General features: G+C 35.0%; 28 protein-coding genes and 1 riboswitch. Of the genes, 16 read left to right on the top strand and 12 right to left on the bottom strand.

Annotated features, from left to right (window positions below):
* Positions 1-52 precede the first annotated feature (52 nt).
* From ACH2AZ_RS06290 to ACH2AZ_RS06280, 3 genes are all read left to right on the top strand, one after another.
* Entirely contained in the window at positions 53-496 is a 444-nt protein-coding gene (locus ACH2AZ_RS06290) for a type I restriction enzyme HsdR N-terminal domain-containing protein (protein ID WP_394907137.1), read from the top strand.
* Positions 497-501: 5 nt separating this feature from the next.
* A complete protein-coding gene (locus ACH2AZ_RS06285; protein ID WP_394907136.1) occupies positions 502-1,500 on the top strand; it encodes a glycosyltransferase family 2 protein in 999 nt (332 codons plus the stop codon).
* A gap of 87 nt (positions 1,501-1,587) precedes the next feature.
* A complete protein-coding gene (locus ACH2AZ_RS06280) occupies positions 1,588-2,433 on the top strand; it encodes a flagellar motor protein MotB (RefSeq protein WP_394907135.1) in 846 nt (281 codons plus the stop codon).
* A 102-nt stretch (positions 2,434-2,535) separates the two neighbouring features.
* On the opposite strand, the gene ACH2AZ_RS06275 is transcribed toward ACH2AZ_RS06280, so the two are convergent.
* The 4 genes from ACH2AZ_RS06275 to trxA all read right to left on the bottom strand — a co-directional run bounded on the left by ACH2AZ_RS06275 (position 2,536) and on the right by trxA (position 5,208).
* Positions 2,536-3,342 (bottom strand): TIGR00266 family protein, encoded by an 807-nt coding sequence (locus tag ACH2AZ_RS06275; RefSeq protein WP_394907134.1) that lies wholly within the window; start codon positions 3,340-3,342, stop codon positions 2,536-2,538.
* Between the two features lie 223 nt (positions 3,343-3,565).
* A complete protein-coding gene (gene deoD / locus ACH2AZ_RS06270; protein ID WP_394907133.1) occupies positions 3,566-4,264 on the bottom strand; it encodes a purine-nucleoside phosphorylase in 699 nt (232 codons plus the stop codon).
* A 3-nt stretch (positions 4,265-4,267) separates the two neighbouring features.
* A complete protein-coding gene (deoC, locus tag ACH2AZ_RS06265) occupies positions 4,268-4,912 on the bottom strand; it encodes a deoxyribose-phosphate aldolase (RefSeq protein ID WP_394907269.1) in 645 nt (214 codons plus the stop codon).
* Entirely contained in the window at positions 4,909-5,208 is a 300-nt protein-coding gene (trxA, locus tag ACH2AZ_RS06260) for a thioredoxin (protein ID WP_394907132.1), read from the bottom strand. Before trxA ends, deoC begins: the two co-directional genes overlap by 4 nt.
* A gap of 96 nt (positions 5,209-5,304) precedes the next feature.
* Here trxA and ACH2AZ_RS06255 point away from each other — a divergent pair, with 96 nt between their 5' ends.
* The 4 genes from ACH2AZ_RS06255 (at position 5,305) to hemN (ending at position 9,857) form a co-directional block, all read left to right on the top strand.
* Positions 5,305-6,543, top strand: a complete 1,239-nt coding sequence (locus tag ACH2AZ_RS06255; protein WP_394907131.1) for an ATP-binding protein — start codon at positions 5,305-5,307, stop codon at positions 6,541-6,543.
* Entirely contained in the window at positions 6,540-7,589 is a 1,050-nt protein-coding gene (locus ACH2AZ_RS06250) for a response regulator (RefSeq protein WP_394907130.1), read from the top strand. The genes ACH2AZ_RS06255 and ACH2AZ_RS06250 overlap by 4 nt, the downstream gene beginning before the upstream one ends.
* Before the next feature lie 70 nt (positions 7,590-7,659).
* Positions 7,660-8,487 (top strand): universal stress protein, encoded by an 828-nt coding sequence (locus tag ACH2AZ_RS06245; protein WP_394907129.1) that lies wholly within the window; start codon positions 7,660-7,662, stop codon positions 8,485-8,487.
* A gap of 2 nt (positions 8,488-8,489) precedes the next feature.
* Positions 8,490-9,857 (top strand): oxygen-independent coproporphyrinogen III oxidase, encoded by a 1,368-nt coding sequence (gene hemN / locus ACH2AZ_RS06240; RefSeq protein ID WP_394907128.1) that lies wholly within the window; start codon positions 8,490-8,492, stop codon positions 9,855-9,857.
* 87 nt (positions 9,858-9,944) lie between these two features.
* Here the strand turns inward: hemN and ACH2AZ_RS06235 are convergent, their stop codons facing one another.
* From ACH2AZ_RS06235 to ACH2AZ_RS06220, 4 genes are read right to left on the bottom strand one after another with little or no spacing between them, the layout of a single operon-like run.
* Positions 9,945-10,502, bottom strand: coding sequence for a DUF4252 domain-containing protein (locus tag ACH2AZ_RS06235; RefSeq protein ID WP_394907127.1), 558 nt, complete (start codon positions 10,500-10,502; stop codon positions 9,945-9,947).
* A gap of 1 nt (position 10,503) precedes the next feature.
* Entirely contained in the window at positions 10,504-11,028 is a 525-nt protein-coding gene (locus tag ACH2AZ_RS06230; RefSeq protein WP_394907126.1) for a DUF4252 domain-containing protein, read from the bottom strand.
* A gap of 6 nt (positions 11,029-11,034) precedes the next feature.
* On the bottom strand, positions 11,035-11,484 hold the full coding sequence (locus ACH2AZ_RS06225) for a hypothetical protein (RefSeq protein WP_394907125.1): 450 nt from the start codon (positions 11,482-11,484) through the stop codon (positions 11,035-11,037).
* Positions 11,468-11,983 (bottom strand): RNA polymerase sigma factor, encoded by a 516-nt coding sequence (locus ACH2AZ_RS06220; protein WP_394907124.1) that lies wholly within the window; start codon positions 11,981-11,983, stop codon positions 11,468-11,470. Before ACH2AZ_RS06220 ends, ACH2AZ_RS06225 begins: the two co-directional genes overlap by 17 nt.
* Before the next feature lie 105 nt (positions 11,984-12,088).
* Between ACH2AZ_RS06220 and ACH2AZ_RS06215 the strand changes: the two genes are divergently transcribed.
* Positions 12,089-13,495, top strand: coding sequence for a S41 family peptidase (locus ACH2AZ_RS06215; RefSeq protein WP_394907123.1), 1,407 nt, complete (start codon positions 12,089-12,091; stop codon positions 13,493-13,495).
* 114 nt (positions 13,496-13,609) lie between these two features.
* Here ACH2AZ_RS06215 and ACH2AZ_RS06210 read toward each other — a convergent pair whose 3' ends face one another.
* Together ACH2AZ_RS06210 and ACH2AZ_RS06205 are read right to left on the bottom strand one after the other, a co-directional pair.
* On the bottom strand, positions 13,610-14,647 hold the full coding sequence (locus tag ACH2AZ_RS06210) for a DUF5074 domain-containing protein (RefSeq protein WP_394907122.1): 1,038 nt from the start codon (positions 14,645-14,647) through the stop codon (positions 13,610-13,612).
* An 11-nt stretch (positions 14,648-14,658) separates the two neighbouring features.
* The gene (locus ACH2AZ_RS06205) at positions 14,659-16,488 is read right to left on the bottom strand and encodes a TonB-dependent receptor plug domain-containing protein (protein WP_394907121.1); all 1,830 of its coding nucleotides are present in this window, start codon (positions 16,486-16,488) and stop codon (positions 14,659-14,661) included.
* 30 nt (positions 16,489-16,518) lie between these two features.
* A riboswitch (cobalamin riboswitch) is annotated at positions 16,519-16,725 on the bottom strand.
* Positions 16,726-16,789: 64 nt separating this feature from the next.
* Between ACH2AZ_RS06205 and ACH2AZ_RS06200 the strand changes: the two genes are divergently transcribed.
* From ACH2AZ_RS06200 to ACH2AZ_RS06175, 6 genes are read left to right on the top strand one after another with little or no spacing between them, the layout of a single operon-like run.
* A complete protein-coding gene (locus ACH2AZ_RS06200; protein ID WP_394907120.1) occupies positions 16,790-17,938 on the top strand; it encodes an ABC transporter substrate-binding protein in 1,149 nt (382 codons plus the stop codon).
* Positions 17,939-17,969: 31 nt separating this feature from the next.
* Positions 17,970-18,962: an iron chelate uptake ABC transporter family permease subunit gene (locus ACH2AZ_RS06195; protein WP_394907119.1), complete on the top strand. Its 993-nt coding sequence runs from the start codon at positions 17,970-17,972 to the stop codon at positions 18,960-18,962.
* A 3-nt stretch (positions 18,963-18,965) separates the two neighbouring features.
* Positions 18,966-19,748, top strand: a complete 783-nt coding sequence (locus ACH2AZ_RS06190; protein WP_394907118.1) for an ABC transporter ATP-binding protein — start codon at positions 18,966-18,968, stop codon at positions 19,746-19,748.
* A 6-nt stretch (positions 19,749-19,754) separates the two neighbouring features.
* Positions 19,755-21,071, top strand: coding sequence for a DNA recombination protein RmuC (rmuC, locus tag ACH2AZ_RS06185; protein WP_394907117.1), 1,317 nt, complete (start codon positions 19,755-19,757; stop codon positions 21,069-21,071).
* Between the two features lie 20 nt (positions 21,072-21,091).
* Entirely contained in the window at positions 21,092-21,457 is a 366-nt protein-coding gene (locus ACH2AZ_RS06180; protein WP_394907116.1) for a 6-phosphogluconate dehydrogenase, read from the top strand.
* A gap of 14 nt (positions 21,458-21,471) precedes the next feature.
* Complete coding sequence (locus ACH2AZ_RS06175; protein WP_394907115.1) at positions 21,472-22,017, top strand: acyl-CoA thioesterase; 546 nt, start codon at positions 21,472-21,474, stop codon at positions 22,015-22,017.
* A gap of 57 nt (positions 22,018-22,074) precedes the next feature.
* Here the strand turns inward: ACH2AZ_RS06175 and ACH2AZ_RS06170 are convergent, their stop codons facing one another.
* Positions 22,075-22,452 carry a DUF423 domain-containing protein gene (locus ACH2AZ_RS06170; protein ID WP_394907114.1) on the bottom strand — a complete coding sequence of 126 codons (378 nt, stop codon included), beginning with the start codon at positions 22,450-22,452 and terminating at the stop codon, positions 22,075-22,077.
* Between the two features lie 148 nt (positions 22,453-22,600).
* On the opposite strand from ACH2AZ_RS06170, the gene ACH2AZ_RS06165 reads away from it, so the two are divergent.
* Both ACH2AZ_RS06165 and ACH2AZ_RS06160 read left to right on the top strand, forming a co-directional pair.
* Complete coding sequence (locus ACH2AZ_RS06165; protein ID WP_394907113.1) at positions 22,601-23,209, top strand: SatD family protein; 609 nt, start codon at positions 22,601-22,603, stop codon at positions 23,207-23,209.
* The gene (locus ACH2AZ_RS06160; RefSeq protein ID WP_394907112.1) at positions 23,206-23,931 is read left to right on the top strand and encodes a DUF3307 domain-containing protein; all 726 of its coding nucleotides are present in this window, start codon (positions 23,206-23,208) and stop codon (positions 23,929-23,931) included. The genes ACH2AZ_RS06165 and ACH2AZ_RS06160 overlap by 4 nt, the downstream gene beginning before the upstream one ends.
* Positions 23,932-24,097: 166 nt before the next feature.
* Here ACH2AZ_RS06160 and guaB read toward each other — a convergent pair whose 3' ends face one another.
* Positions 24,098-25,570, bottom strand: a complete 1,473-nt coding sequence (gene guaB / locus ACH2AZ_RS06155; RefSeq protein ID WP_394907111.1) for an IMP dehydrogenase — start codon at positions 25,568-25,570, stop codon at positions 24,098-24,100.
* Positions 25,571-25,699 lie beyond the last annotated feature (129 nt).

Here is a 25,699-nt window from a genome sequence, read left to right as displayed (position 1 = left end):
TTATTAAGCGATTAATAAGCAATGCACAGGCAAATTATATATTTTTGCTGCTATGACAGCCTTAAATTTCCCCACCTATTCATTTAGGTTCAAAAATAAACAAAATAAAACAGCTATTTTTGATAGCATTCGTAAAAAGTTTATAATACTAACGCCCGAAGAGTGGGTTCGGCAACATGTGGTTCATTACCTTCACTATGAAAAAAATTACCCCTGGTCAATGATCAATGTAGAAAAGCAAGTATTAGTAAACCAGTTGCCAAAACGCTATGATGTGGTAGGTTTTAAAACCACAGGAGACTTACAATTAATTGTAGAGTGCAAAGCACCTAAGGTAAAAATCACCCAAGAAACTTTTGATCAAATTGCTCGCTATAACTTGAGTCTCAAAGCAGACTTTTTGATGGTTACTAACGGGCTGTCGCACTATTTTTGTAAGATGGACTACAATAAACAGCAATATAATTTTTTACCTGAACTCCCTCTCTATAAATAAAAGCAATGAAAAAAGTAGCTGTAGCTGTGCTAAACTGGAATGGTCGTGATTTATTAAAGCGGTTTATACCCGATTTAATAAAGTATTCACCCGAAGCCACTATCTATGTTATTGACAATGCGTCTACAGATGATTCTGTAACCTTATTAAAAACCGTTTTCCCTAGTGTAAAATGCATTCAACTCAGCTCAAATTTAGGATATGCAGGTGGTTATAATTTAGGTTTAAAACAAATTAATGAAGAAATCTTGGTTTTGCTAAATAGTGATGTTGCAGTTACTCCAAATTGGTTATTAGCCTTTTTAAGGAGGTTTTATGAGGATGAACGCGTTGGTATTCTACAACCTAAAATTAAAGATTTAAAAAATCCTACTTATTTTGAGTATGCTGGAGCAGCAGGAGGTTATATAGACTTATTGGGCTATCCCTTTTGTAAAGGAAGAATTTTTAATACCTTAGAAAAGGACGAAGGTCAATACAATTCAAATTATCCAATTTTTTGGGCAAGTGGTGCGTGTTTGGTAGTACGCAACAATCTTTTTAAACGTCTTGGTGGTTTTGATGAAGATTATTTTGCCCATCAAGAAGAGATAGATTTTTGTTGGCGTGCACAACTGCAAGGATTTTTAGTTGAGTATTGCTACCAAAGCGAAGTATACCATTTAGGTGGAGCCACCTTAGCAAGTGCAAATCCTAAAAAAACATTTTTAAACTTCAGGAATTCTTTATACAATTTATTGAAAAATCAATCCTTGCCACAAGCCTTAATCACCATTTTTATTCGGATGATACTAGACGGATTGGCTGGAATTCAATTTTTAATAAAAGGTAAAATCAATCATTTCAAAGCTATATTACAGGCCCATTTTAGTTTTTATAAAAACTTTAATCACATCAACAAAAAACGTAAAACCATTCGGCACACCCAACAGGTTAAACCTAGTAATTTCTCTATAGTCTACAAGTACTTTGTACAAAAAAAGAAAAAGTTTAACCAGTTGTAAGTTGCCATTAAAAATTTGTTAATCCGCTTAAAAGACTCGGTAAAATAATTAACTTTGACTTTTAAATTATACACAAACAAACATACTATGAAACGTATTTTTTTAGCTACAGCAGCCATTACATTATTGTTTTCTTCTTGTGTTTCTAAAAAGAAATATGCAGAATTAGAAGCCAAGCAACAAGAAACTAAAGATTTATTAAACACAGCAACCGTAAAACTTAATTCTTGCCTTGAAGATAAAGAGTCTCGAATTAGTTCTTTAAATGAGCAAATTAGCATTCTGAAAAATACTAACTCTGCATTATTAAATAATCAAGGCGATCTTGCTACGCTATCTAAAAAAGGAGCAGAAAATTTAGAGCGATCATTAGAAAGCATTAGAGAAAAAGATTTACAAATCAAGACGATGCGTGATGCAATCAACAAAAAAGATTCTGTCACTTTAGCTTTAGTTACCAGCCTAAAGGGAGCATTGGGCGACTTGAACGATGAGGATATCCAAATCAACGTAGAAAAAGGAGTAGTATTTGTTTCTATATCTGACAAACTTTTATTTAGAAGCGGGAGTTACCAAGTTTCTAATCGTGCAAAAGAAGTGTTAGGCAAAGTAGCTAAAGTGGTTAAAAACAAACCAGATTTTGAGTTTATGGTTGAAGGCCATACCGATACCGACCCTATTAGCAATTCTTGTATAAAAGATAATTGGGATTTGAGTACAAAGCGTGCCACTTCTATTGTTAGAATTTTACAGAATGATTTTGGTGTAGATCCGGCTAGAATGACAGCCGCTGGTCGTGGAGAGTACGTGCCTGTTGCAGGGAATGATACAGCAAGCGGTAAAGCTGCTAACCGTAGAACGCGTATTGTAGTACTTCCTAAATTAGATCAATTCTATAGTATGATTGAAGAAGGAATGAAAAAAGCAAAATAAGCTAGAATAGCTGAAAACATAAAAATCCTGAGTTTTTCGACTCAGGATTTTTTTTGTTTTTTTTTACATTAATCCATTCAAGAATAAACACTGTTATTGTTTTTAAAATCTGTTATCTCCATCAAGCAGATTCCCTAAACCACCTAAAATACTTCCTTCTCCTTTATCTTTTCCTCCTCCTTGAGGTGCTGCAGCAAACACACGACTGGCTAATCTACTAAAAGGTAAAGATTGGATGTAAACCGTACCTGGTCCTGTGAGCGTAGCGAAAACCATTCCCTCTCCTCCAAATAAAGTATTGCGTATACCTCCAACAAATTGAATATCATAGTCTACACTAGCATCAAAGCCTATGATGCAACCAGTGTCTACTTTTAATTTTTCACCGGGAGCAAGTTCTTTAACTGCTGTAGTTCCCCCCGCATGTACAAAGGCCATCCCATCACCCTCTAATTTTTGCATTATAAAACCTTCACCACCAAAAAAGCCTCTTCCTATTTTTTTCGAAAATTCAATTCCGACTGAAACACCCTTGGCCGCACATAAAAAAGCATCCTTTTGGCAAATAAACTTATGATTAAAACGATTAAGATCTATTGATATAATTTTACCAGGATACGGAGAAGCAAAGCTTACCTTTTTCTTTCCGGTAACAACATTTTGAAAAGCGGTCATAAATAAGCTCTCCCCAGTCAAGAGTCTTTTACCGGCTCCTAGTACTTTACCAAAAAAACCATTGTTTTTATCAGAACCATCACCAAAAATGGTATCCATTTGAATTCCCTCATCCATCATCATAAAGGAGCCAGCTTCGGCGACGACCGCTTCTTGTGGGTCTAGCTCTATTTCGACATATTGCATTTCTTCTCCAAAAATTTGAAAATCGATTTCGTGTGCGTTTCTTATCATAATAGTTAATTTTTAAATATAGAATGGTATTAAAAAAACTTGAGGCTTTTTCAGCATAAATCATAGCAACTTACCAACATCGTTACAAACCTTAATTACCTATAAAAATACAATTAATTTAAAAGAAAATTAATCGTATTTGATATTTAGCCCATAAAATTTAAATTATAAATAAAAAACCCGCCAATAGGCAGGTTTAATTTGAATTATATAGTTCAATAGATTATGCTAATTCTAACGCAATTTCAATCATTTGATTAAAACTGCTGGCTCTATCTTCTTGAGAGGTTTCTGCTTTGGTAACCAAGGAATCGGAAATGGTAAGAATAGCCAAAGCTTGAACGTTAAATTTGGCTGCTATGGTATATAAGCCGGCGGTTTCCATTTCTACACATAAAACCCCATATTGCGCCCATTTTTTATAAAAGTTGGGGTCATCGTCATAAAAAACATCGCCAGATAGCACATTACCGGCTTTAAAAGCAATATCTTTTTGCTTAGCTACTTCAACCGCTTTCAGAAATAAATCGGCGTCTGCTGTGGGAGCGAAGGTTGCCTGACCAAAGTTACTCTTATTCATTCCCGAAGTAGTAGAAGCCGCCATGGCTATTACGATATCACGTAAATCGATATTTTCTTGGTAAGCTCCAGCCGAGCCTACCCGTATAAGTCTTTTGACGCCATAATCGCGAATCAACTCTGTACAATAAATCAAGGCCGAGGGTATGCCCATACCTGTGCCTTGCACCGAAATTCTTTTTCCTTGAAAAGTTCCTGTAAAACCTAGCATTCCCCTAACCCGGTTATAACATACTACATCTTCTAAAAAGGTTTCTGCAATCCATTTTGCTCGTAAGGGGTCTCCTGGTAGGAGAACAGTTTCGGCAATATCCCCTTCTTTTGCTTCTAAGTGAATACTCATAATTTAATTATCGGTTACTATTTTAATCCCTGAAGAAGTGCCTATTCGTGTTGCTCCCGCTTCAATGAATTTTTCGGCCGTGGCTCGATCTCTTATTCCTCCACTTGCTTTTACTTCAGCTTGTTTTCTCACACAAGATTTCATTAATTTTACGTGCTCTAAGGTAGCTCCCGCACTTCCAAAGCCCGTTGAGGTTTTCACAAAATCTGCTTTAGCAGCCACGGCCAACTCACAAGCTTTTATAATTTCTTTATCTTCTAAATAACAGGTTTCTAAAATAACCTTCAAAACGCGCTCACCTATAGCCTCTTTTACGGCGGCTATATCTTTTTCTACGGCTTGATAATTTCCTGATTTCAAATCGCCCAAATTCAACACCATATCAATTTCTTGTGCACCGTCTGCAACGCACTGCTGGGCTTCGCAAACTTTAGCTTTGGTATGCATTGCTCCTAAAGGAAAACCTATAACTGCTACTACCTTTACATCTGAATCTCTTAAAAAACTTACGGCTTGTTTGACCCAGCAACCGTTAACACAAACAGCAAAAAACTCATTTGCTTTGGCCTCTTGACATAGTTGTTCAATTTGCTGTAAGCTTGCCGTTGGTTTTAGTAATGTATGATCTATAAATTGTTTCATGCTTATGAATTAGATTGAATTAATTGTTTTAAGTCGTTTGCAGGTACTACCCCAGATTGACGCCAAACAGGATGAGCATTTTTAAAAAGAATTAAAGTAGGTACTCCGCGCACTTGAAACTTTTGGGCAAGATTTTGATTTTTGTCTACATCTATTTTTATTATTTTAACCGCTTCACCAACCTCCTTTTTAACCTCTTTTAAAATGGGAATCAAGGCCTTACACGGCCCACACCATGTGGCATAAAAATCTACTAAAACAAGTTGTTTACCTTGTAGTAGCGAATTAAAATTAGTTTTCATAAATTTACGTGCTTATAGACAAAGTTACTTAAATTAGTAGGTTTCTCAAATGACAAATATCAACTAAGCTTTCTAATTTTTTTCTACAACTGTTTTATGGAAAAATTTGCATCACAAAACAAAGATATTTTCAAGTTGCTTTTTGAAACGGTTTCGGAAGGTATTGTTGTTGTTAATGAAAATCGAACCATCGTGGCTAGTAATACTTCTGCCAGCGAATTATTTCAATACCAAGCTGGAGAACTTAAAGGTAAATTGTTAGAAATATTGATACCAGATCGTTATAAGCACGCCCATACCAAGTATGCTAGTAATTTCATGAAAAATCAAGAAAAGAGACGAATGGGCTTTGGTAGAGATCTTTATGGCAAAAAGAAAGATGGTAGCGAATTCCCTATTGAAATTGGCCTTAATCCCATACAGTTAGATGGCGAAACCTACATTATGGCTATGATAATCGATATCAGTGTCCGTAAAAAAACCGAGTTAGAGATCAGGGAGTTAAATTCTCGTTTAGAGGATATGGTAGCCAAGCGGACTTTACAGCTACAAGAAACAGTAAACAGCCTAAAATCTGAAATTACAAAAAGACTTGAGGCCGAAAATAGAATAAAAAATGCGCTGCAAAAAGAGCGAGAATTAAACGATTTAAAAACCAAATTCTTATCTATGGTTTCGCACGAGTTCAAAACTCCCTTAAGCGGTATTTTAACCTCGGCAACCTTAACGGGAAAATACACTCAAGAAAATCAACAGGATAAAAGAGATAGACACCTAAAAACGATAAAATCAAAAGTAAAATACCTCAATGATATATTGACTGATTTTCTTTCTCTAGAAAAAATTGAATCCGGAAAGGTAAGTTACTCTTTTACTCAGTTTCCCTTGAGTAAAGTTATCAATGAGGTGATTTATGAATCAAATATGGTTCTCAAGAACGGTCAAAATATCATATATCCAGAAAACATCGATGGTATAGAAATCAATTTTGATGAGAAAATTCTAACCCTAGCTTTAACCAATTTGGTAAACAATGCTATTAAATACTCCGAAGAGAATTCTGAAATTAATATTCAGTTCGGTCAAGATGAATCGGATTTCTATATAAATATTATTGACGAAGGTATCGGAATTCCAAAAGAGGAACAAAAGTTTATTTTTGACCGCTACTTTAGAGCAGAAAATGCTTTGATTGCAGAAGGAACAGGAATCGGATTAAATATTATTAAAAATCACTTGGAACATTTACAAGGTGAAATATCATTTAAAAGTATAGAAAATAAAGGAAGTACATTTACCTTAAAAATACCTAAAAACCCACAAAAAGGCAGATGAAAAAAATTTTATTAATCGAAGATGATCAAGCTCTAAGAGAAAATACAGCTGAACTTCTAGAATTATCTGGATTTGAAGTTATAACGGCTAAGAACGGTAAAATAGGCCTTGATTTGGCGCAAAAGAGTCTTCCTCAAATTATTGTTTGTGACATAATGATGCCAGAGCTTAATGGATATGAAGTTTTAAAAGCCTTAGGAGAGCAAGAAGAGACAAAATCAATTCCATTTATATTTTTATCTGCAAAGACAGACCATACCGAAGTGCGTACAGGCATGAATCTTGGAGCAGATGACTACCTTACCAAACCTTATGAAGAAGAAGATTTATTGGCAGCCATTAACAGTCGTATTGCTAAATCTAAATTATTAGAAAATAAAAATAAAACTTCTATAGATTTACCCCAAGAAGCTCAAGATTTACGGAATTTAAACGAACTGAAAAATTACTTTTATGACTTTGGTGAAGAATTAGAGGTAAAGCGAGGTAAACCTGTATATCAAGAAGGAGAACATGCCAATTTTGTTTTCCTTATTATTAAGGGTGTGGTAAAAACACAACGTATGGCGGTAAATGGGAAAGAACTTATTACCGCTCTTTTTCAAGCAGATGATTTCTTAGGTTTTTCTTCTTTTGATGAAACCACTGCCTATGAAGAATCGGCTACAGCTGTAGAAAACTGCCTACTTACCCGAATTTCTAAAACAAAACTTAAAGAAATATTGGTGGTAAATAAAGAGCTAGCTTTAGAATTGATGAATGTTATGAATGAAAATTTATCACATACCAAATTACAACTTTTACAAATGGCTTATGGCTCTGTAAGAAAAAAAACAGCCCAAACCATCTTACAGTTTTTAGAAGTTTTAAGTCCTAAACAAGGAGAGACTATAAAAATCTCACGAGGTGATCTAGCGAGTGTTGCTGGTATTGCCACTGAGAGTTTGATTAGAACTTTATCACAATTCAAAAAAGACGGATTGATTGATATTGATGGTAGAAATATTAAAATATTAGATAAAAAGGGACTTTCTTGTGTAGAATAATTCAAAACTGACTTTTATCATTCTTTAACTTGTGACATCCTCATACTTTTGTTATCAAATAAATTGAGTGATGAACATTTTAATCCCAACAGATTTCTCTGAAAATTCTTGGAACGCTATACAGTATAGTTTAGCATTCTTTAAGGAGGCAAATGTTGTTTTTCATCTCGTTCACATTGAATCTTCTACCCAAGAAGAGGAAGGCCTTGAGTATTCAGGAAATATAGCTATTGATAAAAAAATATCTGTTGGCAAAGATAAATTAAAGCAGCTTAAAGAAAAGATTGCCAAAAATTTTCCGCTACAATCAGAACAAATAAATTTTCATATAGAAACTGGTTTTTTAATTGAAACACTACGACAAATCATAAATCAGTTGAAAATAACCTATATTGTAATGGGTACAAAAGGTGTTTCAAATAATGAAAAGTGCCTTATTGGCACCAACACGGCAGATGTAATTAAGCGTATTCAATGCCCTATCTTGGTGGTGCCAGAAAAAACTAAATATAAAAAACCGGAGCAAATAGTTTTTCCTACAGATTTTTCGAATTTCAGCAAAGAAAGAGTGTTTAGAAATCTAGCCGAAATTCTTCATTTAAATCATTCGGCTTTAAGTGTCCTATATGTAGCCAAAAAAAACGACTCGCTTACACCTTTCCAAGCCAGCAATAAGGCACGTTTGAAAGAATATATTAAATATTTACCTCATAGTTTTCAGTTTACCGTAAAAAACTCACTTTGTAAGGCCTTACAAGAGTTCATTAATTTGGAAGACATACAGATGATAGCGCTTCCTGCCAAAAATGTTTATCTTTTTCAAAACTTGCTTTTTCAACCTGTTGAAAAAAATATTACTTACCCCAAAGAAATACCATTTTTGGTTTTACACGAATAAAGATGGAAACACAAAGCTTAATACAAAAATACAATATTCCCGGCCCAAGATATACCAGTTATCCTACCGTACCTTATTGGGACGAGTCCAGTTTTACTGCTAAGGACTGGCAAAATACATTTATAAAATCATTTAAAGAAAGTAACGCACAAGAAGGAATTAGTATTTATATACATTTACCCTTTTGTGAACAACTCTGCACTTTTTGTGGATGCCATAAAAGAATTACCAAAAGACACGAGGTAGAAACGCCGTATTTAGAAAGTGTTTTGAAAGAATGGAGTTTATATTGTAACTTATTTCCTGAAAAACCAATCATAAAAGAATTACATCTAGGCGGAGGAACCCCAACTTTTTTTTCACCAGAGAACTTAAGGCAACTTATTGAAGGTATTTTTAAACTTGCCTCAAGGGCTGAGACGTATGAGTATAGTTTTGAGGGACATCCTAACAACACAACAAAAGAACATTTACAAACCTTATATGATTTAGGTTTTAGACGCGTTAGCTATGGGGTACAAGATTATAATCTTACGGTACAAAAGGCTATTAATAGAATACAACCTTTTGAAAACGTAAAAAAAGTTACAGAATGGGCGCGCGAAATAGGCTATACTTCGGTAAGTCACGATATTATTTTTGGTCTACCTTTTCAAAGTACAGCTGCGGTTAAAGAAACTATTTTGAAAACCAAAGAACTATTACCAGACCGTATCGCATTTTATAGCTATGCCCATGTACCTTGGATAAAAGGGAATGGACAGCGTGGTTTTAATGAAAACGATTTACCAAAACCAACTGTTAAGAGAGAGCAATATGAGTTAGGAAAGGCTTTGTTAGAGGAAATTGGATACATTGAAATTGGAATGGATCATTTTGCGCTTAAATCTGATTCGATGTATATGGCAATGCAAAATCATAAATTGCACCGCAATTTTATGGGGTATACCGCTTCAAAAACACAATTAATGATTGGTTTAGGGGTATCTTCTATAAGCGACAGTTGGTACGGATTTGCCCAAAACGAAAAACGCGTTGAAAAATACCAGGCTATGGTTGAAGAAGGGATAATACCCGTAGTAAAAGGACATATATTAAACCAAGAAGACCTAGTAATTCGCAAACATATCTTAAACCTTATGTGTCAATTAAAGACAAATTGGAAAAATGAAGTAGATTATTTTGAAAAACTACCCGATAGCTTGCAACTTCTAGATGAAATGATTAGTGATGGACTAATTCGTATCACTGGAAAAGAGCTGGAAATCACACCAGCCGGTCGTGCTTTTGTACGTAATGCTTGTATGGCTTTTGATTGGCGTTTACAACGTAATAAGCCTGACACTAAATTATTTTCTATGACAATATAGTTTTTTAAGTTAAGTTTCTGTTTAATTAGTTTGAAAAAAAGCCAGTTTTGCATAAAACTGGCTTTTTTTATTGATTACTTATTTAAGTTATGATTCGATTTCATCAAGCTTTTTGAGTGTACTTTCAAATTGTTTAAAATTTAATTTTATATCTCCATTTTCTAAGTTTCCAACCAATTTCATTAGCTCCCCAACATTCATCTTTTCACCCAAAACCCTAGCAACAATGAATCCCTTGTCACTATCGTTACCAAAAAACACCACCTCATCAATAGCCTTTTCTTCTCCTAAATAAGCAATTCGCATACCTTTAGTAGTATTTCCAATTTTCATGAGTAATTTATACTTCTCTCGGGATAGTATTTTGTTTAAAACAGCCACCTCACTTTCATAATTAGCTGTATTAGATCCGTTTAACGGATAAGCTAAAACGCTAACTTTTTTTATGCTCTCTATGGCTTCTTGATCTGCATTGGCCAGCTCATCATTAAAACTTAAAAACATACCAGCTGGTAAATCTACCATTACGTAGTTCTCATCATTTTGGTGGTTCACAAAATACTTTTGCAAAGTGGGTTCTTGATTACAACCGCTGAATTGTACACCTAAAATCAGTAAAAAGAATATTTGAAAAATTGATTTCATATTATTTGATATTTTTTAATTGTTTAGCCCCAGGAACCTTTAAATCATTGGCTAATTTTGAAACTTGTTTTAAATCTATATCTCCTTGAATGCTCATTACTACGGTAATGGGCTCACCCTCTTCTTGCCCGGTCATAAGCATTAATAATTCACTTACAAAACCCTCCTTGCTTCCTGGTTTAGAGTAAAACTTTACTTGCATACTCTTTTCTTTAAAACGCATAAGCTCTTCTACCTGGCTGGATTCAACATAAGTATTAAAATCAGTATTCATATCGGTACCAATTTCTACATTGTTAGTGGTTAACACTTTTATATCCTTTAGGTTTTCAATTAAATCAATATAAGCTTGGGTTTCTTGATCTTGCGTATCTAAGTCTATTTCAGATAACAGTTTAAACATATTCTGGGTAATCACCATAGCGCTTACCTCTTTCATCGATTCATACTTGGTAAAGTTGGCCTGCCCCCAATTTAGGATAGGGTAAAGACAAAAAGCCAATAGAAATACAATTTTAGTTTTCATAGTTTTTTAATTTTTAATTTTAATAATTTTTTCTGTGGTTGTTGGCAATACTTTAATATAATTTAATTTCATTCGACTAGCTTTAAGCGCTTCAGGCAGCATAGCCAATAAATCCTTTGAATTTTCGTAGGCCAATTTCTGATTAGCATAAGACACTTTTTCTTTTTGGGGCTGTGGCCAGAAAAAAAAGCCTCCCAACGCCATAAAACCAATGATAAGCACCGCTGCAATCTGATGGTAATACCACTTTTTCTCTACCTTCAGTTGCGATAATGGTTCTATATATTTCTCTTGCTTTGTTACCTCCTGCCAGCTAAAAATAGGCTTATATTTAACTAAGTGTGGCGCAACCGATTCTTGTTTAAAATATGCTTTTAAAACCGATTCTTCTTCAAGGCTTGTTTCGGCTTCTAGATACTTATTAATCAATTTTTCTATCCTATTTTCTGACTCCATATTCATGTTGCTTTAGCATTGCTGTTCTTATTTTTTTTCTAGCACGTGATAAACATACGCGCATAGCCGTAGGCTTCAAACCGGTTATTTTTTCCATTTCATCATAGCTATATTGTTCGACATCGCGCAATTGAATTAAAATTTGCTCTTGTTCACTTAGATTACTAATAATTTTTTGAACCTGCTTGAGTTCATCTTTAGCCTCTATTTGGCACTGCAAAGAACTCTGTTGGTTATTTTCATAATTGGTATGCACTAGGCGCACTTGATTATTGCGTTTAGCCTTTAATTGATCATAACTATAATTCTTGGTCATGGTCATTGCAAAAGCCTCAGGTGATTGATACTCTTTTAATTTAGTCTTGATCTTCCACAATTTCAAAATCACCTCTTGAGTAGCGTCTTGAGCGGCATCTTTTGATATTAATAGGCGTAGCGATAGGCGGTACATTTTATCTTTAACGCTAGTAATAAATTCTAAAAATTCTCTTTCGCTCAAAATACTTTGCTTTGTATAGTTGTAACGATTCGCTATATTTTTTGTTACAAAAATCTATTTATTTTTAATTTGTAGCTATCTTTAGACATAAAATTAAAGCTAGCTATGAAAAGAAACCTTTATATCCCTCTATTTTTACTAAGCCTCTTCACAAGCTTAACCGGTTGTTTTTCAGATATAGACGACGAAGTAATTCCAGCTTCAAGCGAAGAGATAAATGACTTTATTTATAAAGGATTAAATCAATTTTACTTATACAAGCCAGATGTGCCACAATTGGCCAATAATTATTTTAATAATAATGCCAGTTACCGCACATTCTTAGAAGGTGAGGCTAATCCTATCCAATTTTTTGAAAGCTTATTGAGTAATAGAGATCGCTTTAGCTTTATAGTTAGTGACTTTAGAGCATTAGAAAACAGCTTTAACAATATAAGCCTTACTACGGGCATGGAATACGGATTGGTTAGAATCCCAGAAACAAGCCGTGTATTTGGATATGTGCGCTATGTTTTACCCAATACTCCCGCTGCCAATCAAGGTGTTTCTCGAGGGATGCTTTTTGACAGAATAAATGAAACTGAATTAACTGAAGACAACTACCTTGAACTTCTAAACCAAGATAGCTTTACTATAGGATTAGCAGCAATAAATCAAGGCCAGTTAGTGCGTTTAGACCAGCAAATAAAATTGAATAAAATAGAATTTACCGAAAATCCCATTTTTTTAACTAAAGTAATCAATAGCGGTGAGACCCCAGTAGGCTATCTTATGTATAATGGTTTTGTTACCAGCTTTGAAAATGAACTAAATACAGCTTTCGCGGAATTTAAAGCGGCTAACATTCAAGAATTGGTGGTTGATTTAAGGTACAACCCAGGTGGAAGTATTGAAATGTGTAATGATTTAGCCAGCATGATTACCGGTCAATTTAATCAAGAACTCTTTATTACTCAACGTTACAATAGTAATTTTGAAGATGTACCGCGTTTTTTCAACAATAAACTTAGTAATGACGCTAGTATAAACAGCCTTAATTTAAACCAAGTATACGTGCTTACCACAACCAACTCGGCATCGGCAAGTGAATTATTAATTAGCGGCTTAAAGCCCTATATTAATGTCAAACAAATTGGCGATCGTACCCGAGGAAAATTTGAAGGCTCAGTAACCTTATACGATTCTGACAACTATTCCAGAAATGGTTCTAATCTTTCTATTAATCACAGTTACGCTATGCAACCTTTAGTATTAAAATCTATCAATAAAAACGGTTTTACCGATTATTTTAATGGTATAGAACCACAGCTTTTTATAGAAGAAGATTTCGGGAACTTAGGCGTTTTAGGAGATGAGCAAGAGCCCCTTTTAAAAGCGGCTTTAGATGATATATCTGGTGTTGGAAAAACGACTCCTACTGTTAGGGAATTTGATGTAAAACATTTGTATAATAGTAACCAAAAACTAAACTATTATAATAAGATGTTTATTGGCGCTCAAGAACTCCCTTAACCAACTTTTTATTGCCTTATTTAAGTAAAATCCCCTTCTTAGCTATAAGCTAAAAAGGGGATTTTTATGCATTATAATTTACTTGCAAAAGTTATTTAAGCGAACTGGATATTATTAATCATTGAACTCAACTCCGTTTGCCCCTATTCCTGTGGTTATACTTTGAATAAGTTCACCCTCTAGGTTGTAAATCATCACATCACTATTTTCGGTAAAACCGTTAACATCGGTATAAAAAATATGATCTTCTTCTACGGCAAATCCATAACCGACCCCCCAACTCGCTCCGTCTGCATTGGTATCAATCAAAGCGGTTTCGGTCATTATATCGGCATTGGCAGCATTTTTATAGATACTGCTTCCCTGGATGAAATAAATAAAATTATCATCAACATCAAATTTTGAAACCCCTGTGAAACCATCTGCAAAAGGAATTGTAGTAATTTTTTGTTTTGAATTGATATTAAACTTACTTACCCCTGATTGGTGCAAAACATAAAGAATATCGTCTTCCTCTTCTATAGCCTTGATGTTATCGGGTAAACTTATGGCCTGCTCCACACTAAAGTCTGATACTTTTATTGGAGTTATTTCTTTCCCTGTACCAAAAGAAGCGTTTTGAACAAATAAATAGTTGTCTGTCAGTTCTAATTGCTCTACACTCTTGTTCAATTCTATTTTTCGCAATAAACTAAAATCAGTTAAAGAATAAACCGTAATCGACTGTGAACCGCTGTTGCTTATATACAATACATTATCATCTGCCGCAGCAAATCTTGGTAATTCAATTTCTTCACTTATCGTGGCTACTTTTTCAAAAGTAAATCGGTTAACCACCTCTATTTTATTGCTATTGTTAAGTACTAAAAATGCCAAGTCCTCATTGGTAGTAAAATGATTGAGTACATCACCTAAAGGATTCCCGTTATTTGCATTGGCGTAAATACCATTTTCTAAGATAGCAAAATCGGCACTTAAAAAACTTACACTAGCGGTGGGCGAACCAAAATCACCTTCGTTTGAAATAATATAGCCCAAGTCGTACTTACCTTGTGGGGTAGGCAGACCCGAGTTATCGTCGTCGTTATTACAAGAAATGATAGTTAAACTTACCGCAACTAGCAGTATCCAAGATTTAAAAAAATGCTTCATAAGATTTGTATTTATAGAATTAGATTAAAAAAAAGTTCAAAATTTCTTCCTGGCATTGGTTTATAATTAACCACAAAATAATTTTCATTGCTAAGGTTGCGCACCCGTGCCCCTAACTCCCAATTAAAAGTATTTGAAGAGGTATAACTTAAACTGGTCTGGGCAATAGGATAAGCCTTAAGAGCTGTTTTTTCGTTATTATTGGTTTGAGTATATACTTTACCAGTATAAATTGTTTGAGCAATGAAATTCCAGTTTTTATAAATTAGGTCTAACTTAGCGGTTAACTTATGCTTAGGAACATAAATAAGTGTGTTTCGTGTCTCTAAGTTTGTAGCCTCGGTAAAGGCATAGATACTTTTTACTTGAACTTCAAATTTTTTAAAGGTAGTTTTATAGGCTGCGTTTCCTTCAATCCCTCTTGTGCGCACTTTATGCGTATTTAAAGGTTTCCATATCGAAGCTTCGGCTGGCAACCACCTAATCATATCGCTGATTTTAATGTTATATCCGGTTAAACCGAATTGCCATCTTTTGCGTTTAAAACTATAACTCGCTTCAAATTGTCTTGAGGTCTCTGGTTTCAAGTCTAAATTACCTGCACCGGGCCAAAATAAATCGTTAAAAGTAGGTATTCGGTAATTTTTTGAAAAACTAGCTTTTAAACTATGGTTCTTATTTAATTGAAGATTGGTCCCTATTTGGTAAAGTATTGGCATATTAAAATCTTCTGTGTGCTGCAAGCTTACTTGAGCTTGATAGATCCAATTTGAAGTAAGATGTTGTTTAAGAAATAAGTGAGCTTTGCTAATCTGGCGCGAAGCGGCAGAAATAGCTGTACCTTCTGCCCAATCTTTTCGTAAATTTAAGCGAACCTCTGTATACAAGTTTTTATTCGGTTTAAAACCAGTTTGAAGTATACTCACTAAAGATTTGGCGGTGCCGTGATCTTTTAAATTTGGACGCTCTATGTTTTGAAAATAGGTATACTTTTCTTGTAGATATGCACCGCGAGCTTTGGCACTCCATTTACCTTTTACATATTCCCAAGCAAGTTGGCTTTTATAATTTTCATCCTGATATTTAGTTCGGATTTGAGTGGATTCTAAAATAGGAAAATGTCGTTCGCCATTAAATGCAGTTGAATAAAAAGTAAGTTTATGAAAATTATTAAGCTTTACAGAGGCATTGAGGTATAAGTTTAAATGATCAAAAGCTGCATTTTCATTTTTTGCATTAGAATTAAAAAACGGATAATCATTTTCAGATTGCACGTAATTCCCGCCCACTTGAGCACTAATTTTTTGGTTAGACCATTGGTAATCTAAACTTTGGTTAAAAGTGGCAAAACTACCTAAGGAAGAGTTTAAGGAGAGTTGATGGCCTTTTTCAAAATCAAGTTGGTTCTGCAGTAAGATACTTCCTCCAATTGCACCCGAGCCTAATTGCGCCGAACCACCACCAGATCGAACCAAAATATCGGAATATCCATGTGCCGAAAGAGTATTAAAGTCCACCTGCCCCAAAAAGGTAGAATTTACGTTTATACCATTCCATAAAACCGCTGTTTGCTGTGCCGTTGTACCTCGAAAACTAGGTGAAGAAACCATACCTAGGCCATTCTCTTTAAAAAAAATAGGCGTTTCAAAATTCAGAACATCTGTGAGTTGTGGTCGGTATTTCTTTATCTCACTACTTTTGATTTCGACAATATTTTGGCCTACAGATTGGGTTCTAATATTGCTTGCTTTAAGCACAACAGAATCGAGCAGTTCTCGTTTTTGCGCTTGAACAGCATAACCTAAAAGAAAAAGTAAGATTAAAAATAAAAATTGCCTCATAACCTATACTTGCTTATCCCGAGCAAATTGATTTAAAAAATTACTTTTGGCAGGTCTCCTGGCTTGCGTCTTTATAAAAAACCTTCCCATCTAAACGACAGTGGTATTGAAGAAATATTTATAAAGCGTTATAAAACTAAGCTTACAGTTGCGGGAACAGCTTCCGATTCTAACGGAATTCCCTTTTAATAAAATCGGATTGACATCTCGATTTTAACCAAAATTTGGGCAAATATAAACATTTTTTACACCGAGGTGTGGTTAAAATGAAATAATATTACTTTTGCATAAAGTTCAAACTATGCGTCAATTCTTTTTTTGTGTTTTAATTCTTACAAGCTTATTAAGTTGTAAAAAACAAACTTCCGCTTCAGCTACTCATACCCCACCGCTTCAAAATAAGAACGAAGCTTTAAAATTAAAATATGCCAATGGTTTTGCGGTAAACAAATACGATGATTACACTTTACTATCTGTTAGTCAACCATGGCCCGACGCGCAAAAAGATTTTATTTATGCTATAGCCGAAAATAAAATCAATATTCCAGACAGTGTAGTCTATGATGTTTTTGTACCGCGTACAATAAATCGTTTAATTGTCACTTCTACTACTCATATTCCGGCACTAGAATCCTTAAAACAATTAGACAAGCTCATTGCTTTTCCTAACTTAAATTATATTTCTTCACCGGCAGTACGAACAAAAATAGAGAAAGGCGAAGTTTTAGAAGTAGGAAATAAAAATCAGTTAAATACAGAGCTAGTATTAGCATCACAACCAGACGCGGTTGTGGCTTCGGCTATCAATGCCAACAATAAATCATACAGTACTTTAGAACGCAATGGGATCCCTGTTATTTATAACGGAGACTGGGTAGAAGAAACCCCTCTTGGTAAAGCCGAGTGGATTAAGTTTTTTGGTGTTTTATTAAATCAAGAGCAACAAGCCGACTCTATCTTTAATCATATTGAGACAAATTACCTTAATGCTAAAAAAATGGCTAAAAAAGCTACTTTAAAACCCTTAGTTCTAAGCGGTAGTTTATATAAAGATGTTTGGTATGCGCCTGCAGGAGACTCGTGGCAGGCACAACTAATTCAAGACGCTAACGCCAATTACGTTTATGAAAAAACCAAAGGAAAAGGAAGCCTCTCGCTGGCTTTAGAACAGGTTTTGGCAAATGCGCAAAATGCCGATATTTGGATTTCTCCAGGTAGTTTTACAAGCTACAATGCTTTGATTGAAAGCAATCAACATTACAGTCAGCTTAGCGCGTATCAGAATAAAGAAGTATACAGTATTGCTTTAACCACTGGAGAAACAGGTGGGGTACTATTTTATGAACTGGGCCCCAACCGACCCGATTTAATTTTAAAGGATTTGATTAAAATATTTCACCCAAATTTAGCCAATTATGATTTTACATTTTTTAAGCCTTTAAACCCTTAATATTTTGCAAAAACCTAAACGCCTGCTTTTTTTGGGTATATTACTCGTTTTAACTTTCTTCCTGATCAATATTAGTTTTGGTTCGGCTGCTATTCCTTTTGAAGAAGTACTCAAAATTCTTTGCTTTCAAGCCGAAGATTCGGTTGAGAAGTACATCGTACTCTCTTATCGTCTCCCAAAGGCAATTACAGCGATTTTAGTAGGGTCTGGTTTAGCTTTAAGCGGATTATTGATGCAAACCCTATTTAGAAATCCACTGGCCGGGCCTTATGTATTAGGTTTAAGCAGTGGCGCCAGCTTGGGAGTGGCCCTGGTTATTTTGGGTAGCCAATTTTTAAGTGGCTTGTTAACCATAAATTTATTTAACAACACGAGTATTATCATTGCGAGTAGTCTAGGAAGTTTTTTAGTTTTATTGGCTGTATTAATCGTAGCCAGGCGGGTACGAGATACCATGGCTATTTTAATAATTGGTCTTATGTTTGCGAGTTTTACTGCAGCGGCGGTTAGTATTCTTTCTTACTTTAGCGACGCCGAAAAACTGCAACAATATATTTTTTGGTCATTTGGAAGTTTAGGAGATTTAACATGGGAAGAGGTAATTTGGCTTGCTTCTAGTTGGTTCATAGGACTATCGCTTTCCTTACTTACCATTAAACCATTAAACGCCTTATTATTGGGCGAAGCCTATGCTCAAAGTGTGGGTACACAGATTAAAAAAAATAGGATTTTAGTTATTTTAGCAACAAGTATTTTAGCAGGTTCAATCACTGCATTTGCCGGGCCCATTGCATTTATTGGCTTGGCAGTACCCCATCTCGCAAGACTCATTATAAAACAAAGTAACCATGCATTTTTGTTTCCTGCTTGTATAATTCTAGGAAGTTTACTGATGTTAATAAGTGATTTAATAGCACAAATGCCCAGTTTCCAGTTTACCTTACCCATTAATGCTGTAACTTCGCTTTTTGGAGCTCCAGTAGTAATATGGCTATTGGTGCGCAAAAAGAAAATGAGTTTTTAAGCAATGACCAAGCCGATTTTACATACAACAAACCTAAGTATTGGCTACCACCAAGAATGCATCGCTCAAGTAGATGATTTAAACATCAACAAAGGTGAGCTGGTAGCCATTATCGGTAAAAACGGAGCGGGAAAATCTACTCTACTAAAAACGCTATCAGGAAACCTATCTCCTCAATCAGGAAAGGTAAGTATTAATAATACCCCTGTTTGCCAATTAACTGCTCTAGAAATAGCCAAGAAAATTGCTATTGTATTAACCAAAACCGATTTTTCAACCCATTTGAGTGTTCAAGAACTAGTGGCTTTAGGAAGACAGCCCTATACCAACTGGTTAGGGAGCCTTACAAACCGAGACAAAAAAAAAGTTATTGAAGCGCTTAATTTGCTCGACATAGCCCATAAAAAGCGTGCTTCGTGTTCTAATTTAAGCGACGGCCAACTGCAAAAGGCTATGCTTGCCAGGGCGATTGCTCAAGACACGCCACTCATTATTTTAGACGAACCTACCTCCCATCTTGATTTATATCATAAGGTATTTGTTTTAAAAACGTTGCGTTTTTTAAGTAAAAAAACCAATAAAGCAATTGTATTTGCCTCGCATGAAATTGATCTAGCCCTACAATTGTGCGATAAAATTATTCTGGTACATCAAGCCAAAGTCAAACAATACGAAACCCATCAAGTTATAGAGAGCAATATTTTAAATCAAATGTTCCCATCAGAACTTATTTATTTTGACAAGAACAGTAAAAGCTTTAAAATTAAGGATGCTATCATTAAATAATGTAATATGAGTAATGAGATTATTATTATCATTTTCGCTTTAAGCGGATTTTTTTTAGGTGCTTTAATTCTATTCATACTGTATAATCAAATCAGTAAAAGGCAAATAGAGAATTTGGTGAAACAACACCAAACCCAACTTGAAAAGCAAGAGGGCAATTACAAGAGCAGAATAAACAAATATGAGGAGCAAATTATTGATCTGCAGGCCGATTGCAAGAAGGCTGAGAAGGAATTATTTGAAACCAAATCAGACCTGCGCCAGAGTCTTTTTATGGAGCAAAGTTTACAGCAAAAATTAAATACTCAAAAAACAGAACTAACTGATTTACAAGCAAAATTTAAAACCGATTTTGAAAACTTAGCCCAAAAGATTCTAGAGCAAAAATCTGAAAAGTTTACCCAACAAAATCATGATCAAATCAATCAATTGCTTAATCCGCTACAAGAAAAAATAAAAAGTTTTGAAAACAAAGTTGACCAAACCAATATTAATGCGGCCAAGCAATATACTGCGCTAGAAAAGCAACTGCAGTTTTTAAATCAGCAAAACATAAAGATAAGCGAAGAAGCCACTAATCTAACGAAGGCCCTCAAAGGAAATTCTAAAATGCAAGGAAATTGGGGTGAGATGATTCTAGAACGCGTATTAGAGCGAAGCGGATTACAAAAAAATAGTGAGTATTTTGTGCAGCAACATTTTACCACAGACGAAGGAAAGCGCTACTTCCCCGATGTGATAATTGCTTTACCAGGTGAAAAGAAAATGGTAGTTGACTCAAAAGTTTCGCTTACCGCTTATGAAACCTATTGCAATACGCAAGAAGAATCTGAAAAGAAAGTAGCCCTTAAACAACACCTGCTATCAATTGAGAATCATATTTCAGGCTTAAGCGAAAAAAATTACCAAAAACTATATCCAGAACAAAGTCCAGATTTTGTTTTATTGTTTATCCCTATAGAAGCTGCATTTGCCTTGGCGAGTCAAGAAAATCCGCAATTATACGGTCAAGCCTTTGATAAAAATATCATTCTTGTTACGCCTACTACCCTCTTAGCTGTACTGCGAACAATTGATAGTATGTGGCAAAACGAAAAGCAGCAACAAAATGCAATTGAAATCGCTACCCGAGCTGGTGCCTTGTATGACTCGTTTCACTTACTAATTGAAGAATTAGATAAACTAGGCCAACAGATTACTACAGTACAGAGAACCTACGATCGAGGGATGAAAAAATTAACGGGAAAGGGCAACTTGATTTCGAAGGTCGAAAAGCTTAAAAAATTAGGAGCAAAAGCCAATAAACAATTAGAAAAACAGTAACTTTCGTTAAATTCAAACTTATGAAGAAAACACTAAGTATTGTACTTTTAGTTATTAGCGTTTTAGCTGTAGCCTACTATGCATTTATTTATTTTGTGCCTTATAGCGAAGGTACACGAGCGGGTGAACTTATAAAATTTAGTAATCGTGGGGTGATCATAAAAACATGGGAAGGTGAAATAAGTCAAGGTATAAGCGGAGCTCAGATATTTCAGTTTTCGGTTTTAGATCAAAATAAAGAGGTAATTCAAAAACTAAAAGAATACCAAGGAGAATATGTTAAACTTACCTATATAGAAAGATTTGGCACCTTTGTATTCTGGGGAGATACAAAATATTTTGTAACTAAAGTTGAACGCTCATCTTCCCCACATTTTAGACGTTAATTCAGTAACTAAATATGCAAACAAGATATAAAACTATTAAAGAGTCTCAAGTTACCTTTTCAGAACTTATGCTCCCTTCTCACTCCAATTTTAATAACAAAATACATGGAGGCTATATTTTAAATTTATTAGACCAAATTGCGTTTGCTTGTGCCTCAAAGCACAGCGAGGCATACTGCGTGACGGCAAGTGTAGATAAGGTGAATTTTTTAAACCCAATTGAAATTGGTGAGTTGGTCACCATGCGTGCTTCTATTAATTACGTAGGTAGAAGTTCAATGGTTATTGGTATTCGCGTTGAAGCCGAAAATATTAAAACCCAACAGAAAAAACATTGCAATTCATCCTACTTTACTATGGTAGCTAAAGATGAAGCTGGTCAAAGCGTTGAAGTTCCTGGACTTAGATTAAATACTGAAAACGACATGCGCCGTTTTGTGCGCGCAGTACAGCGCCGAAAAACAAAATCTGAACATAAGGAAAGCTTTAGTGAACAACACTTTTCTAGTGCTCCTTACTTAGAATTATTGAAAGAGGAAAAGGTTCAAATAGCCCTTTAATCAAACTTTATATTGATTATTAAACGCTTAGAGTGACGTTTTAAAATGGATTAGAATTTACAAAAGATATTCTAATCCCAACAAAACCCACCCTACTATTAGAAACAATCCTCCTAAAGGGGTAATTGGACCTAAAAACTTTTTAGGCTTCTGCTTATACCCCAAGTATATTAAACCGTAAATGCTTCCTGAAAAAAGCAGAATACCTACTGCAAAACAACAAGTTAAGGCGACGCTTAAGGAATCTCCCCACGATAAACTGCTACCGCACCACAATAGTGCTAAGGCGTGAAACATTTGATAACGAATTGCCGTTTCAAAACTACGAAGCTGGTCTATAGTCAATTTACTCTGTAGTACATGAGCCCCGAAAGCTCCTAACATAACTGCTATCCCGCCAAGAATAGCAGCAAAACTTATAACGATATCTTGCATTTTTTTTGCACAAAGCTATTCTTTTTTTCTTAGAAAATATGGTATTTTAGATTCATGATAGTACTATCTATATGTAAAATATCGTTTTAAGATACGATAATCAATAATATCAATAATTTTAACGATATTTGAAAAAGATAACTAAATCATGGTAGCCACACTAACAGGCGATATTGTAAAATCGCAAAATTTAAAAGACCCTCAGCTTTATATAGGTGCTCTTAGCTCTATTTTTAATCGTTTAAATTTAAATTATGAGTTATTTGGTGGTGACAGTTTTCAAATTGAATTGGCCGAACCGGAAGATAGTTTTGCTCTAGCGCTTCAAATTAAGGCGCACTTAATTGAAATAGGTAATATTCAAACCCGCATCGCTATAGGTATAGGCGAAATTACTTTTCAAGGCGATAGCTTACTGACCCGACAAGGAAGTGCTTATTTGCGTTCTGGTAGATTACTTGAAAAGATTAAAAATTCTAAACAAAATCTAGCTATACGCACGGGGGATGAAAAATTTGATTCAGAAATAAATATAGGCTTCAAACTTTGCGAAATACCCATTTCACAATGGACTAAAAACACAGCCGAGATCGTGAGCCTTCTTTACACTTATCCTGATTTAAACCAAGAGCAATTGGGCAAGAAAATAGGCATAAAGCAAAATACAGTGAGCGAGCGTATTAAGCGTTCACATTGGGGCGTTCTAAAAGAATTTGATACTTTATTTAAAGAAAAAGTAAAGGCTTTAAACCTATGATTTTACTATTTATAAAATTATTACTGGCTCATCTTTTAGGTGATTTTTTACTACAACCTGATACCTGGGTAGCCAGCAAGGAAAAGAAAAAAATAAAATCGGTTAAATTTTATCTGCACCTGACAGTACATGCTGGTTTGTCCTTACTTTTCTTAGCACATTGGCGTTATTGGTATGTCGTTTCACTAGTGGTTTTGAGCCATGGGTTCATTGACCTATTAAAATTATATCGGCAGAAAAAACACAATCGGCGCTTTTGGTTTTTTACCGATCAGACTTTACATTTGCTATCCATTTTTTTAATTACCTTATTTTACGGATACCATCATCAAATTCTCTCATGGAAAGACCTTACTTTACCTGATGTATTTTGGGTTTATGGTACGGGGCTATTTTTTCTCAGTTTTCCGTGTGCATTTGCCATTAAAACAGCTTTGGCCTATTACACCCCTAAAACAGAGATTAAAAAAGATGAAAGCTTACATAAAGCCGGTCTATATATTGGTATGCTAGAAAGAATTCTGGTCTTTTTGTTTGTTATTACCCAACACTGGGAAGGCATAGGGTTTTTGCTTGCTGCAAAATCAATTTTTAGGTTTAGTGATCTTACCAAGGCAAAAGACCGTAAATTAACCGAATATATACTTATAGGAACCTTATTAAGCTATGGTATAGCTATATTAATGGGGTTACTTTGCAATTTTATAGCTTTTCAACTTTAAAAGTAATCTTGTATTAGGGATTGAACGGTATGTTTGAGCTCTTGTTTTTTATAAAAAACAAAGCGAGTAGTGAAAGCCCGGCCTGTTTTAAGCTAAAACAGGAATACCCAAAAAAATAACCCTAGTCATTAAGAAACTAGGGTTATTCAATAAGCGTAATTACTGATTAGCGGGAGTAGTTAGGCGCTTCTTTTGTTATGGTGACGTCATGCGGATGACTTTCGAAAACACCGGCCGAAGTAATTTTTACAAATTTCCCTTCTTCTTTTAAGGTGTTGATATTTTTTGCTCCACAATACCCCATACCTGCACGCAAACCTCCAATAAATTGGTTCATACTTTCCACCAATTCACCTTTATAAGGTACTCTACCTACAATGCCTTCTGGTACTAATTTTTTTATATCGTCTTCAACATCTTGAAAATATCTATCTTTTGATCCTTTTTGCATGGCTTCTACAGAGCCCATGCCGCGGTAAGATTTATATTTTCTTCCTTCATAAATAATTGTTTCTCCTGGTGATTCTTTTGTACCGGCTAAAAGTGAACCTAGCATAACGCAGTCTGCTCCTGCTGCAATAGCCTTAGGAATATCCCCTGTATAACGTATCCCGCCATCTGCAATTACCGGTATACCAGACCCTTTAATGGCTTGTGCTACTTCTAAAACTGCTGAAAATTGTGGAAAACCTACTCCTGCTACAACTCGAGTTGTACAAATAGATCCGGGTCCGATACCTACCTTAATTCCGTCTGCACCAGCCTCTACCAAATATTTTGCAGCACTAGCGGTTGCAATATTTCCTACTACAACGTCTAAATTAGGGAATTTGGACTTTACTTGTTTTAAAACCTCAACCACTCCTTTTGTATGTCCGTGGGCCGTGTCAATAATTACCGCATCTACACCGGCATTTACCAAAGCTTCTGCACGATCTACAGCATCGGGTGTAACCCCTATGGCTGCTGCAACGCGTAGCCTACCGTATTTATCTTTATTGGCAATAGGTTTTTGGGTTAATTTTGTTATATCTCTAAAGGTGATTAAACCTGCGAGTTTATTTTGCTGATTTACTACAGGTAATTTTTCTATTTTATTTTGTTGTAATATTTCTTCGGCATCCTCTAGCGAAGTACCCTCTGCAACTGTTACTAGATTTTCACTAGTCATAACCTCTTTTATGGGGCGATCAAGGTTTTTCTCAAATCTTAAATCTCGGTTTGTAACTATTCCTATAAGTTCGTTAGCCTCATTCACTATAGGAATACCACCAATACTATGCTCACGCATTTGATTTTTTGCATCGCGAACGGTAGCCCAAAGTGGTAAAGTTACGGGGTCTATAATCATTCCGCTTTCTGCGCGTTTTACCTTTCTTACTTTTAATGCCTGCTGCTCAATGGTCATATTTTTATGTAATACACCAATACCGCCTTCCCGAGCCATGGCTATTGCCATTTGTGACTCGGTTACGGTATCCATCGCAGCAGAAGCGATAGGTACATTTACCTTAATATTTTTAGAAAAATTTGATTGGGTACTTACTTCGCGCGGAAGAACTTCTGAGTAAGCAGGAATCAACAATACATCATCATAAGTTAATCCTTCGCCTACTATTTTGTTGTTGTGTGCAGTCATCGCAATTAGAGTTTAATTGCATGCAAAAATACGTTATTATGCTTACTTATAATGAATCATGTCTTTTTTTTTCTGAATAAATATCAGCAACCTGAATAAACTGAAATTAATTTTACACTAGCCCTATTG

Source organism: uncultured Mesonia sp., assembly GCA_947499595.1.
GTDB lineage: Bacteria > Bacteroidota > Bacteroidia > Flavobacteriales > Flavobacteriaceae > Mesonia > Mesonia sediminis.
The sequence above is the reverse complement of the archived record's forward strand: the minus strand, read 5'-3'. Positions and strand labels throughout refer to the sequence as shown.